The sequence below is a fragment of the Rickettsia endosymbiont of Ceutorhynchus obstrictus genome, from assembly GCF_964026565.1.
Taxonomy (GTDB): domain Bacteria; phylum Pseudomonadota; class Alphaproteobacteria; order Rickettsiales; family Rickettsiaceae; genus Rickettsia.
The window spans coordinates 517,606-530,413 of record NZ_OZ032162.1 but is presented as its reverse complement, the minus strand read 5'-3'; the positions used below and the strand labels follow the sequence as shown (position 1 = coordinate 530,413).

The window sequence follows — 12,808 nt, the reverse complement described above, 5'->3', positions numbered from 1 at the left end:
TTTTATTGTGGAGAGGATTTCATTGTTCGTCATGGCGAGGAGGCATTGTTGCGTGGATACCAAAACCGTCATTGCGAGCCGCTGCTAAGCGGCGTGGCAATCTAGAAAATAATAGTCATCCTGAATTTATTTCAGGATCTCTTGCATTAGATGCTGAAACAAGTTCAGCATGACAATGAAAAGCCTGGATTCCCGCTTTCGCGGGAATGACATATTGACGCTTTTATCAAGCCATGCAACCGGCAGTGCCACGGTATGACAATACTTACAAAAACTACCTCACAAAGATACTTCCGCCCTGCTGTCAGTCTTTAATCCCTTATCAAGCTTAACACTCAACGTTTTGATCTCTTTTTTAAACTGATTAAAGCTTGCTAGTTTTTTGCCGTTTAACTCTACACCCGGCGTTGTTTTAACCGACACAGGATTAACATGTTTACCGTCAATTTTAACTTCGTAATGTAAATGCGGTCCCGTAGCTCTGCCGGTACTTCCGACAAAGGCTATAATTTGTCCTTGTTTTACTATACTTCCTACTTTTAAATTTTTTGCAAAATTTGATGCATGAGCATAAGCCGTAGATAATGTACCGCTATGTTTTATCTGAATAAATTTCCCGTAACCCGATTTCCAGCCTATTTCGGTTATAACGCCGTTTCCTGCAGAATATATAGGGGTTCCGGTCGGAGCTGCAAAATCAACACCTTTATGCATTTTGGTATAACCAAGTATCGGATGTTTTCTATTACCGTATTGTGAAGAAATTTTTATAACCTTTAGAGGGGTTTTAAGTAAACTTCTTTTTACACTTTTACCGTCTTCAGAAAAAAATGCATGATTATTTGCATTATTATCCTGTGAATAACGATAAATATTATATTCTTTTCCTGAAAGATTTAATGAAACATAAAGGATTTTACCGTGATGGGAAAATTTACCGTCTTCCGTTACGTATTTTTCCGTTATAACGGTTGCAGTATCACCGCTTTTTATTTGACGTTGAAAATCAATTTGATAAGCATAAGCATTAATTAGCTCTATTATGCTATTATTTGATAGACCGAGCTTTTTAAGAGCGGACATAAAATTTGATTCAATATTTACCGATGATTTAACAACTGTTTTTGTTAAAGGTACTATAATTTCTTCAATTTTAAAATTGTCGTTTTCTCTTATTACTTCAATAGTCTTAAGCTTATCTATAGCTATAATAATTTTATTTAGAAACACCGATTCGGAAGTTAAATCTTCATTATCATTTTCGGTAATTTTTGTTTCATATTCAAAAGTAATTTGCTGCCCTATTTTAAGAGTAGAAGATAATTTACCCTCTTTTACTAAACTTACAATTTTTTCTATATCATTTTTTTGTATATTCTGCTCTATAAGAATCGATTTTATAGTATCGCCTTTTTTAACCGTTATTTCTTTAAAGGATAGTGCTTCTTGAGATTCATCGGTTTCCGGATGTACCAATGTTATTGATAAAGTATCATTAACATAATTATTAACGGCAAAAGATATAAAGATAACTAATCCTACAAATAATAATAAGGAAGCGGGGGTAAGAATTTTTTTTAATCGCACACTAAGATAAGGAACTGATAATATATTATCAAGATCATAAGATAGTGCGTTATTTTTCATTGATTATACTTAGAAATTACTTTGACTATATACCACTAATATGCACTATATAAAAACAAATTACAATAAAAAATTATAAAATAATTTAGTTTAAGTTATTTCATTTAAAATATTATTTTGTTTTTATTTTGTAATTTTTGTGTTATTAAAGTTAATTTTTCTTAACCTTAATAATTAAAGATTATGCTTAGACTTTTTCTATTTTTATTAATTTTTACAAATCTTATCTCCTGTTCACCTAACTATAATGCTGTCAAATTGCCTAAAATAGAATATTATGAGAATGTTTCTTTAGATAAAAAATGTCCTATAAATAGCAAAATAGTCTTAGTGGGTGGTTGCTTTGATGTGTTACATTACGGTCATCTAGAGTTTTTACGTAAAGCTAAAAAGCAAGGTAAATATTTAATCGTTGCTTTAGAACCGGATGAAACGATTATTAAATATAAAAAACGTAAACCTATTCATACTCAACTGCAACGGGCAAAAATTTTAAGTTCCCTTACATTTGTCGATACAGTACTTATATTACCTGAGCTAAAAGGTTTTAATGATTACGCATTGTTAGTACGAAATACTTGTCCTTCCGTAATTGCCGTAACAAAGCACGATCCTCAGCTAACAAATAAACAAGCTCATGCCAAATTAATAAATGCAAAAGTAATAGAAGTTATAGATCTAATACAACATCCTCATATAGGTATACTTTCTACCTCAAACATCATTAAGAGTATATAAAATTTATTAATATATCGATTTTTGCTTTAATAAAAATACATATCCATTTATATTAAATAAAAATAACCTATATATGTGCTATGAAAAATATTATTGCTTTAATTTGTTTTTTGATTGTTAGTAGTAGCTGCTTTGCCTCTGAGCCGTTACCTTGGCAAATTGGTTTTCAGCCCCCCGCAAGCCCGATTATGGAAGAATTACATAAATTTCATGATTTCTTACTTTACATCTCTGTTGCTATTGTTTTATTTGTTACCGGTTTGCTTATTTATGTATGTATCAGATTTAAGGCAAAAAATAATCCCGTACCGGCAAAATTTTCGCATAATATTTTGATAGAGATAATATGGACTGTAATACCTATAATAATTTTAGTCGTAATTGCCGTACCTTCTTTTAGAATTTTGCGACATGCCGAAAAAATACCCGAAGCGGACTTAACTATTAAAGTAGTAGGTTATCAGTGGTATTGGCACTATATATATCCCGATCATAATAATCTGGAATTTGATAGCTATATGATTACCGACGAAAACTTAAAACCCGATCAGAAAAGACTGTTGGACGTCGATAACCGAATAGTGATACCGGAAAATACAACCGTAAGATTCCTGATTACCGCCGGCGACGTAATACATAGCTTTGCCGTGCCGTCGCTCGGTTTTAAAATAGATGCCGTACCCGGAAGAGTTAATGAAACGTGGACAAGAATCGCTAAAAAAGGCGTATATTACGGGCAATGCTCCGAACTTTGCGGCATTAATCACGGCTTTATGCCGATTGCTATAGAAGTAGTAAGCAAAGAAGATTTTGATAATTGGGTGGCAACTAAGGGTAAACCCTTGTAATAAGGTACAAGAATAAAAATTTATGCCAAACAAACTAAAACATGATGAGTTATTCCGAAAAGCTTTAGAGTATCCAATTGTTGCTAAAGAGTTTTTAGAAACACATTTACCAGAAAAAATTAAAACTTTATTGTTACCCTCAACACTTAAGATGGAAAAAGTGAGTTTTATTGAACAAAATCTTAAAAATTCAATTTCAGATGTATTATTCTCAGCAAAATTTAAAAATACTGATGGGTTCATATATCTACTTTTAGAACATCAAAGTACCCCTGACCATTACATGGCTTTTCGCCTGTTTAAGTATATGTTAAATATTGCTGATCACTATCTTACTGTTAAACCAAAATCTAAACGCTTACCTCTAATATATCCGCTAGTATTTTATAACGGCAAACAGCATTATAACGTACCTCTTAATTTATGGGATTTGTTTGAAAATAACAATTTAGCAAGAGAAATCTGGACTAACAATTATCAAGTTATTAATGTACATAATATTTCAGATTCTGACTTAAAGAAAAACGCTTGGTCTGGAATATTACAATTTTTTATGAAACACATTCATGAACGTGATTTATTTAAAAGATGGGAAGAAATAACAAATCTTTTACCTCTAATAAATAAAGTTATTAAAGGTGAAGATTATATAGAATTAGTATTATACTATACTTTGACTAAAATTAATCAAAATGATAAAATAAAACTCGAAAAAATGTTAAAGTCACACTTAAATGCAGAGAAAGGAGATAAAATTATGGCAAGCTTAGCTCATTATTGGGAGAAACAAGGTATAGAATTAGGAATGGAGAAGGGAATAGAAAAAGGGCTGGAGAAAGGAATTGAAAAAGGAATAGGTTTAGTAGCTAAAACAATGCTAAAAAAGAATAAATCTTTAGACGAAATATCTGAGCTTACAGGTTTAACAAAAGAACAGATTAAAAAATTAAATTTTATTAATTGATTAAACTATATCCTAATATATGACTAGCCACAATAACCCTTATCCTCATCTTTTTCCTAAGCAAGCGAAAGAAACGATATTTTTAAAACATTTTATTCATAATCCTAACATAATAGTAGGTGATTATACCTATTATAGTGATCCTAATCATCCTGAGAAATTTGAATATAAAAATGTCCGAGGGGCTTATTTAGTTAAATTGATTATAGGTAAATTTTGTGCTATCGCTATGGATACTAGCTTTATAACCGATGATATGAATCATCCGATGGACGGCTTTTCCACTTATCCTTTCTTTATTTTTGAAAATTGGAATAATTATACGCCTTCTCCTGATAAAAGAAGAGATACCATTATCGGAAATGATGTATGGTTTGGCACAAACTCTACTATCATGCCCGGAGTTAATATAGGTGACGGTGCAATTATCGGTGCTTGCTCCGTTATAACGAAAGATGTACCTCCGTATAGTATTGTTGCTGGCAATCCTGCAAAGATAGTACGCCAAAGATTTCCCGACGAAATAATTAAGCAATTACTTAAAATTAAATGGTGGAATTGGGATTATGATAAGATAACAAGAAATATCCCGGCAATAGTCGGAGCAGATATTGAGAAATTAAAACAGGCTGAATGAGAATAAGAAGTTTAGTAAAAATATGATAATGAGTGAAGAAGAGTATAAAAATCATCCTGATGTAGGTGATTGGCCTGAGTGGAAAAAAAACTTTTTTTATCTTATAGATGTAGGGCGTTATGAAGATTATGATGATGCAATAGATTATCTTGCTAAAAATTTAAGGAATCCTGAAGAATTGTCACAAGCTGCAACTTGTCAAGCTTTAGGTATTTTAGTACGTAGATTTTATAATATTAAAGAGGATTTAATATTACCATTATTATTTAAAAACTTAAAAAGTAATAATAAACGTATTTTTGAAGAAACTACTGAGGTACTGGGAGAGATTTCCCACTTAATACCAAGGTTAAAAAGAGAAATTTACTTAGCACATTTCAAAAACGGTTTTGATTTTTTTACCGGAAAAAAATTAAAAATACTTACAGATAAAACATTAATAAATTCCTTAGAAAACGAGAAAGAAAAAATAGAGTTTATTTTAAGCTTTTGTCAAAATTCTTTAAATTATCAAGAAACTTTAGAGGTGTGTTTATATTTTCTTAAAAAAAATGAAAGTGAGGAAATAAATATAGCAGCTTTTCAAGGGCTTAGCTATATAGTTATTAGGTTCAAAAAAATAGATTTTAAGGCTATTTTACCATTTATTAGAAGATTTTCAAAATATTCTACGGTAGGGTGTGAGCATATATATGCTGAGTCGCTTTTAGATGATATAGCAATTATAATACCAAAGTTGCGAAAGAAAGTAATTTTTCTTTTAAAAAAATCACCTATATTTTCCCTAGGTTTACGATTCATAAATTATATAATAACTAAAAATAAAAAAAAGGATCAAATAAAGCTTGAGAAAATGCTAAAATTATATGTAAATAACCTTAAAAGAGAAAAGATTAAGTATAACCTTCCTGATTTTTAGGGAAATAATACAACATTTTTAATGTCATTCCTTGCTCTCGATGTCATTCCCGTGAAAACGGGAATCCAGACTTTTTATTTGTCATGCTGAACTTGATTCAGCATCTCTTGCAAAAGATCCTGAAATAAATTCAGGATGACATAAAGTAATTTTCTGGATTCCTGCTTTCGCAGGAATGACATACGGTACTTTTTTAGAGCCATGCAACAAACCCATATGCGGGAATGATATATTGCTATACAAAAACAAACAAAATGAAAAATTAACACAAGCAAAATAATAATTATGGATATAACAACTAACGACTTAAATCACGATGAGCATCACATCCCCTACGGCTGGAGGCGGTGGCTTTTCTCGACCAATCACAAAGATATCGGCATTATGTATATCATATTTGCGATTTTTGCGGGGATTGTCGGCGGGTTGTTCTCACTGCTGTTCAGGCTGGAGCTCGCTATGCCGGGCGGTCATTTCTTAAATCATGATTTCCAATTATATAACGTGCTAATTACTGCCCATGCAGTAATTATGGTGTTCTTCATGATTATGCCGGCTTTATTCGGCGGCTTCGGCAATTATTTCGTGCCGCTACTAATAGGCGCACCGGATATGGCTTTTCCACGTCTTAACAATATCAGCTTCTGGCTATTAGTCCCTGCTTTTCTATTACTTATGTTGTCTGCTTTCGTTGACGGCGGTCCCGGCACGGGCTGGACTCTATACCCCCCTTTAAGTAGCCTTACGGGGCATCCGGGAGCAGCAGTTGATATGGCTATTTTCAGCTTGCATTTAACGGGGCTTTCCTCGATTCTCGGCTCGATTAACTTAATCGTTACTATCTTTAATATGCGCGCCCCCGGCATGGGTCTTTTTAAAATGCCGTTATTCATCTGGTCTATTTTAGTTACCGCCTTTCTGTTAATTCTGGCTATGCCGGTACTTGGCGGTGCTATCACTATGTTATTAACGGATCGTAATTTCGGCACTAATTTTTTCAAGCCTGACGGCGGCGGCGATCCGGTATTATTCCAGCATCTATTTTGGTTTTTCGGTCACCCTGAAGTATATATAGTAATATTGCCCGGTTTTGGGATAGTTAGCCAAGTCATATCCACCTTCTCCCGCAAACCGATATTCGGTTATCAAGGCATGGTTGCCGCGATGGTTATTATCGGCTTTGTCGGCTTTATAGTATGGGCGCATCATATGTTTACCGTCGGACTTTCTTATAATGCTCTAATATATTTTACCGCCGGCACGATGATTATCGCCGTCCCGACCGGAATAAAAATATTTAGCTGGATTGCAACGATGTGGGGAGGATCGATTACCTTCCCGACGCCAATGTTATTCTCAATAGGTTTTATTATATTATTTACCATCGGCGGCGTTACCGGTATAATTTTGTCAAATTCGGCACTTGATAGAGTGTTACACGATACTTATTATGTCGTAGCACATTTCCATTATACGATGTCGCTCGGTGCTTTATTCACGGCATTTGCAGGATTTTATTACTGGTTTGGGAAAATGTCCGGTAAGCAATACCCCGAAATGCTTGGAAAAATCCATTTCTGGATTACCTTTATCGGGGTTAATTTAACATTCTTTCCGCAGCATTTTTTAGGACTTGCCGGCATGCCGAGAAGAATACCCGATTATCCCGAAGCTTTTGCCGGCTGGAATATGGTCTCATCCATAGGCGCAGGGATATCTATGGGAGCTGCCCTTTATTTTGTGTTTATCGTTTTTTATACGCTAAAATACGGTAAAAATTGCCCCGCTAATCCTTGGGGAGAAGGTGCAGACACTTTAGAGTGGACGCTTACCTCACCGCCACCGTTCCATACGTTTGAAACACCGCCGAGGATTGAGGATTAATTTATGAGCGATTACATATATTGCGGTGTTTGGCGAAGGTTTGGGGCGTATATTATTGACTTATTGACGTTGCTATTTACTACATTTTGCATTTCTTTTATATTATATTTCTTTCTAAAAATACCATATCTAAATAAAAGTTTTTATGATTGGTTTTCAATAGAAGAAAATTTTATTATTTTTATAATAATAAATATGATATTTTTTACAGCACAAATAATCCTTTATTGGGTCTTATTTGAAAGTTCTAAATTACAAGCTACTCCAGGAAAGTACCTATTAAATATGAAAATAATAAACAAAAACGAAACAAAAATTAGTTTTTTAAAGTCATTTTTTAGACTATTAGTAAATATATTAATCATTATATTTGGATTTGGAATAGTAGAAATAATAAATATTTTTTGTATAGTTTTTACCAAGCAAAAAACATCAATACCGGATATGATTTGCGGTACTAGAGTAGTCAGGCGATAAATTAACATAAGAAAACTCTGTCGTTATTGCGGTTATCACAACTACAGTGTCATACCGTAGCTTGACCGGCGTTGTTGCATGACTCGAATTTTCGATGTCATTCCCGCGAAAACGGAGCGTTGTTGCATGGCTCTAAAAAGTGCCGTATGTCATTCTAGCTAAAGGCGGGAATCTAGGCTTTCTAGCTTTGTCATGCTGAACTTGTTTCAGCATCTTTTTTTAGTATATCCTGAAATAAATTCAGGATGACTTTTTTGTTTTTTCTGGATTCTCGCCTGCGCGGGAATGACATCGAAAATTCGAGCCATGCAACCAACGCCCGCAAATACTCACAATGACGTTTAACGTTCCATGCAACAATAACTTCCTGCAAAGGCGGAAATAACATCGAAAAAGCAGGAAAATAATAACATTAAAACTAATTCTTCATTTATGAATAGTTAATATGACGCAGAAAAAACCGATAATCGGCCTCACTCTCGATTTGGCTAATAATTGTGAAAAATATAGTTATGCAGCTTTTCCGTGGTATGCTTTACGCAAAAACTACGCCGATGCAATAATAAAAGCCGGCGGCGTGCCGCTACTTTTGCCTTATCAGAGTAGTACGATCAACGAGTTATTGGCAATTATCGACGGCGTAGTTATTCCGGGCGGTGACGAAGATATTCATCCTAAATTTTATGAACCTGAATATGCAGAAGACGTTGTTATTGCCAATAATGAACGTGACGAGTTTGAAATTCTGGTTTTAAAAAAATCATTAGCAAGAAATATCCCTATCCTTGGGATATGCCGCGGGATGCAGTTATTAAATGTTGCCTTTGGCGGTAGTCTTATTCAGCACATACCGGATTATATGAAAAATAATAATCAAACTATAATAATTAATCACGAACAACCGAGTCCAAAAAATATAGTTTCTCACTCAATTACTATTGAGTCGGGTACTAAACTTGCAAAAATGACAAATAACAAAACGCAGGTAATGGTTAACTCAACCCATCATCAAGCTATTGATCGTGTCGGGAACGGTCTTGTTGTATCGGCTAAGGCAAATGACGGAATAATAGAGGCGATTGAATTACAAAATCATAAATTCGTCATAGGAGCGCAGTGGCACCCGGAATATTTAAATGACAACGATGTAGATTTAAATTTATTTAAAGAGCTTATTAAAGCAAGTAGTTAGATTGTTGTGTGGATACCTCAACGTCATTGCGAGCCGGCATTGTCGTGGGGATCAAAAGCGTTGCAAAGCGTTCGGTGTCATGCCGTGGCTTGACCCACTACTGTACGAACGTTGAAAAAAGGCTGTGTCATGCCGTGACTTGATCACGGCATCCAGGAAAATAAAGCCATATTAGACTTATTTTAGAATCTTTTTATGATATTATAAGCTGGACTGAAGTGGTCGTAGCCACGGAATGACAGAATTTTTACCTCTTTATTTAAACGTTCGTACAGTAGTGGGCTTGACCACGGCATCCAGAAAAAACCTTAATAAAAAGACTGGATACCGTGGTCAAGCCGGCATTGTTGCATGGATCGAAAATTAATAAAAAACTCGTCATTGCGAAGCCACGAAGTGGCTGCGGCAATCCAGGCTATCCCGAATGTAATGAGGGATTTAATTAGAATACTAAACAAGTTTAGTATAAAAATATGTTTAACTGGATTGCCACGTCGGCATAAATGCCTCCTCGCAATGACGATTCTAGTAGCCATGCAACAACGCCTCCGGCTTCTCACAACGACGTTGGGAGTATGCACATTATAAAAATAAACCCCATGAATTTATATAAAATTTCTCTTAATTTTTCTTTTTTAGAAGTAGTTGCTAAATTTATTGTTGATGAATTCGGTAAACAAAATTTGCAGCCGCGGCTTAAGGTAATATTACCTAATAATTTTGCTTGCACGGAGCTGAAAAAAACTTTAACCATAGATTATCAAATCACAACTTTACCGACCATTATCCCCTTCACGGCTATTATTGCGGATAGAAAAAATACTTCTGAAGATTATGAACCAATAGCCCCTTTAGAAGAAAAACTTTTTCTAGCGGAAATAATTATCAATTACGACAAGTTGCAATTTAGCGTGAGCGAAGCACTAAAGGCAGCTGAGCTTTTAAGCAAATTATTTAACGAACTAATAAGCAATAATATTTCTATAAAATCTATTGAAACTTATAATAATTCTAAATATTGGCAAACAATCTATAAATTCTTAGAATATGGCTTTGACGGATGGCAAACAAAAATAAAGGAGCTAGGGAAGCAAAATAGAGCCGCCTATAAATTGGCAATATTACAAGAAGAAATAACAAAAATAAAAAATAGTAATAAAGAGGTGATAATAGCGGGATTATTTGCTAAGGATCCTATGTCCAAAAAGTTTTTACAAGAATTAGCGCCTATTCCGTCCGTATCTATAATTAATCCTGAGGCAAGCTTTCCCGCCCCTGCTACTTCACCCGATAATATATATTATGCAGAACCCTTAAATATTTACGAAGAAGCGCAGCAAATAGCTTTAATATGCAAACAGCACATAGATAAAAAAATAGCAATTATCGTAAATAATCAACAAGCTAAAGAAATATACGCTAATTCTTTACTTAAATATTCGCTAAAATTCGAGGACTTGCTCGGTAATGACTTAGCAACTACTAATATTAGCCATTTATTAGTTACTGTCAGCAAAATATTATGTAATAACTTCGACTTAAAAACATTATTTTTATTGCTAAAAAATCCTTTAATAAATTCCTTGGAAATTCAAAAATTAGAGATATTGTTATCAAATAAAAATCGCTTTATCTCATCTCCAAAATATTTATTATTAATAATAGAAGCAACAGAGGACGAAGAACTAATAGTCTATTGCAGGGAATTAATTAGTATTTTATTTGAAGCTAAAGCTCATACTATCCAGGATATTTTAAAAACTACTAGCGAAGTCGCCGAAAAGCTTTATCCAAATATTCGGGAAGAAGAAGGAGGGAAAGAAATATTAGAATTCTTGGCTAATTTAACGAATTTTAGCCGATATATAACCCTTGAGAGCAAACAAGATTTTCCGAAAGTTTTTGCTTCTCTAATATCTAGCGTGCGATATTCCAATAATAATGACACCGCTAATATAATAATCGGCTGCGCAGAAGATTTAGCCTTATCAAAATTTGAGTTAGTGATTTTACCGAACTTTACCGGTGAAAACTGGCCGCCGCCCGTCCCCATTCATCCATGGCTTAGTAAGGAAGCACGGAAACAATTAGAAATAAATTATGATGAAACCTCTACTACTTTATCTTTATATCATTTTTATTTGTTTTTACATAATAAACAAGTGATTATATTACGCTCTAAAAAACAGGACGGTAAATCTACAACCCCGTCTAACTTCTTATTGAAATTACAGCTTATTTTAGGGGACTCGATAAAAAAACCGGATGCCGTGGCGGGATCTCGGAATGACAAACTTTTCAGGTTAAGCGAGGATACAGGAGCTTATAGTAATAGTTTTCCGGACATATTATCGGTTACCGATATAGAAATACTAATAAGAAACCCATATAGTTTTTACGCTAAAAAAATTCTAAATTTACGCAAAAAAGATATGATCTGGGAAGAACCTAAAATATCGGATTTCGGTAATTTTATCCATAAAGTATTAGAGAAATATTCAAAGAATTATGACCCCCAAAATTATGATCAGTATGTCGATTCCAATATAAAGCAACAACTCCTAATAAATATCGGCAATAATATTTTGCAAAACACGGCTCTACCGGTATACACAAAAAAGACCTGGCAAATAAAGCTCCTACCGCTTGCTAAAGCTTTTATTGCATTTGACGATGAGCAAAGAAAAAATTGTAAAAATATTTATTTTGAGCTTAAAGGCGAATTACGGCTGAACATTGCGGGACATAATTTAAAAATTATCGGCATAGCCGATCGAATTGAAATTAACAAATTAAATCAAGTAACTATACTAGACTATAAGACAGGTGCTATTCCAAGTAAAAAAGAAATTGATTCCGGGCTATCGCCGCAGCTTATTATTGAAAGCTTAATGATATTAGAAAACGGCTTCGCGATTACGCCTAATATTAATCATAATATAACCATCGCTTACGTAAAAATTTCGAGTTCCGAGCCTTATCTTCAACTAACGGAAATAAAGTTAAGCAAAGAAGATTTAAGCCGACACAAACAAGGATTAATATCCTTATTAGAGCATTATATAACTAATAAATTTTTCCCTTATAATGTTGATTTATTAAAATATAACGATTATTTACATTTAAGAAGATAAAAAGATCAGTCATATATTTCTTCTCCCCTATGACCGACTTTTATTATAATACACTTATTTTCTCTATCTATTTCATAAATTATTCGATAATCACCATATCTATATTGTATTTTATAAATCATATATTTTTTTTAGGAATTCATCTGCTTCTTTTGAAGTATAAATCTTGTCATTTGTATCATTTTTTCTTGCTAACGCAATTTCTGCGTCTTGTCTATCTTCTTTTTGTTCCGGTAGATAATTTTTAATGGCTGCCTTTATTAAGTAAGATTTTGGTCTGCCTTCAAGTTTAGATAAAGCCGTTAGTTCATTATTTAAGTCCTTGGGAATAAGAATACTATATGCCATAAATGCCTCTTTCGTACGGT

16 protein-coding genes are annotated in these 12,808 nt (G+C 33.6%); 11 read left to right on the top strand and 5 right to left on the bottom strand.

The window, feature by feature from the left end:
* Positions 1-5 precede the first annotated feature (5 nt).
* Complete coding sequence (locus AAGD64_RS03130) at positions 6-173, top strand: hypothetical protein (protein WP_341793831.1); 168 nt, start codon at positions 6-8, stop codon at positions 171-173.
* Positions 174-279: 106 nt separating this feature from the next.
* Here the strand turns inward: AAGD64_RS03130 and AAGD64_RS03125 are convergent, their stop codons facing one another.
* Complete coding sequence (locus AAGD64_RS03125) at positions 280-1,647, bottom strand: M23 family metallopeptidase (RefSeq protein ID WP_341793830.1); 1,368 nt, start codon at positions 1,645-1,647, stop codon at positions 280-282.
* 225 nt (positions 1,648-1,872) lie between these two features.
* Between AAGD64_RS03125 and AAGD64_RS03120 the strand changes: the two genes are divergently transcribed.
* From AAGD64_RS03120 to AAGD64_RS03095, 5 genes are all read left to right on the top strand, one after another.
* A complete protein-coding gene (locus tag AAGD64_RS03120) occupies positions 1,873-2,385 on the top strand; it encodes an adenylyltransferase/cytidyltransferase family protein (protein ID WP_341794142.1) in 513 nt (170 codons plus the stop codon).
* Positions 2,386-2,465: 80 nt separating this feature from the next.
* On the top strand, positions 2,466-3,233 hold the full coding sequence (gene coxB / locus AAGD64_RS03115; RefSeq protein WP_341793829.1) for a cytochrome c oxidase subunit II: 768 nt from the start codon (positions 2,466-2,468) through the stop codon (positions 3,231-3,233).
* 22 nt (positions 3,234-3,255) lie between these two features.
* A complete protein-coding gene (locus AAGD64_RS03110; RefSeq protein WP_341793828.1) occupies positions 3,256-4,197 on the top strand; it encodes an Rpn family recombination-promoting nuclease/putative transposase in 942 nt (313 codons plus the stop codon).
* Positions 4,198-4,216: 19 nt separating this feature from the next.
* The gene (locus AAGD64_RS03100; RefSeq protein ID WP_410526081.1) at positions 4,217-4,834 is read left to right on the top strand and encodes a CatB-related O-acetyltransferase; all 618 of its coding nucleotides are present in this window, start codon (positions 4,217-4,219) and stop codon (positions 4,832-4,834) included.
* A gap of 28 nt (positions 4,835-4,862) precedes the next feature.
* Complete coding sequence (locus AAGD64_RS03095; RefSeq protein ID WP_341793827.1) at positions 4,863-5,753, top strand: hypothetical protein; 891 nt, start codon at positions 4,863-4,865, stop codon at positions 5,751-5,753.
* A gap of 81 nt (positions 5,754-5,834) precedes the next feature.
* Here AAGD64_RS03095 and AAGD64_RS03090 read toward each other — a convergent pair whose 3' ends face one another.
* Positions 5,835-5,996, bottom strand: a complete 162-nt coding sequence (locus tag AAGD64_RS03090; RefSeq protein WP_341793826.1) for a hypothetical protein — start codon at positions 5,994-5,996, stop codon at positions 5,835-5,837.
* A gap of 42 nt (positions 5,997-6,038) precedes the next feature.
* Here AAGD64_RS03090 and ctaD point away from each other — a divergent pair, with 42 nt between their 5' ends.
* Complete coding sequence (gene ctaD, locus AAGD64_RS03085) at positions 6,039-7,637, top strand: cytochrome c oxidase subunit I (RefSeq protein WP_341793825.1); 1,599 nt, start codon at positions 6,039-6,041, stop codon at positions 7,635-7,637.
* 3 nt (positions 7,638-7,640) lie between these two features.
* Positions 7,641-8,114 carry an RDD family protein gene (locus tag AAGD64_RS03080; protein WP_341793824.1) on the top strand — a complete coding sequence of 158 codons (474 nt, stop codon included), beginning with the start codon at positions 7,641-7,643 and terminating at the stop codon, positions 8,112-8,114.
* A gap of 190 nt (positions 8,115-8,304) precedes the next feature.
* Here the strand turns inward: AAGD64_RS03080 and AAGD64_RS03075 are convergent, their stop codons facing one another.
* On the bottom strand, positions 8,305-8,502 hold the full coding sequence (locus tag AAGD64_RS03075) for a hypothetical protein (RefSeq protein WP_341793823.1): 198 nt from the start codon (positions 8,500-8,502) through the stop codon (positions 8,305-8,307).
* Positions 8,503-8,559: 57 nt separating this feature from the next.
* Here AAGD64_RS03075 and AAGD64_RS03070 point away from each other — a divergent pair, with 57 nt between their 5' ends.
* The 3 genes from AAGD64_RS03070 to AAGD64_RS03060 all read left to right on the top strand — a co-directional run bounded on the left by AAGD64_RS03070 (position 8,560) and on the right by AAGD64_RS03060 (position 12,440).
* On the top strand, positions 8,560-9,306 hold the full coding sequence (locus AAGD64_RS03070) for a gamma-glutamyl-gamma-aminobutyrate hydrolase family protein (RefSeq protein ID WP_341793822.1): 747 nt from the start codon (positions 8,560-8,562) through the stop codon (positions 9,304-9,306).
* 351 nt (positions 9,307-9,657) lie between these two features.
* Complete coding sequence (locus AAGD64_RS03065; protein WP_341793821.1) at positions 9,658-9,894, top strand: hypothetical protein; 237 nt, start codon at positions 9,658-9,660, stop codon at positions 9,892-9,894.
* 26 nt (positions 9,895-9,920) lie between these two features.
* On the top strand, positions 9,921-12,440 hold the full coding sequence (locus tag AAGD64_RS03060; RefSeq protein WP_341794140.1) for a PD-(D/E)XK nuclease family protein: 2,520 nt from the start codon (positions 9,921-9,923) through the stop codon (positions 12,438-12,440).
* A 5-nt stretch (positions 12,441-12,445) separates the two neighbouring features.
* Here the strand turns inward: AAGD64_RS03060 and AAGD64_RS10570 are convergent, their stop codons facing one another.
* Both AAGD64_RS10570 and AAGD64_RS03055 read right to left on the bottom strand, forming a co-directional pair.
* Positions 12,446-12,562, bottom strand: coding sequence for a type II toxin-antitoxin system RelE family toxin (locus AAGD64_RS10570; protein WP_253307911.1), 117 nt, complete (start codon positions 12,560-12,562; stop codon positions 12,446-12,448).
* On the bottom strand, positions 12,552-12,788 hold the full coding sequence (locus AAGD64_RS03055) for a hypothetical protein (protein ID WP_253307912.1): 237 nt from the start codon (positions 12,786-12,788) through the stop codon (positions 12,552-12,554). Before AAGD64_RS03055 ends, AAGD64_RS10570 begins: the two co-directional genes overlap by 11 nt.
* Between the last annotated feature and the right edge of the window lie 20 nt (positions 12,789-12,808).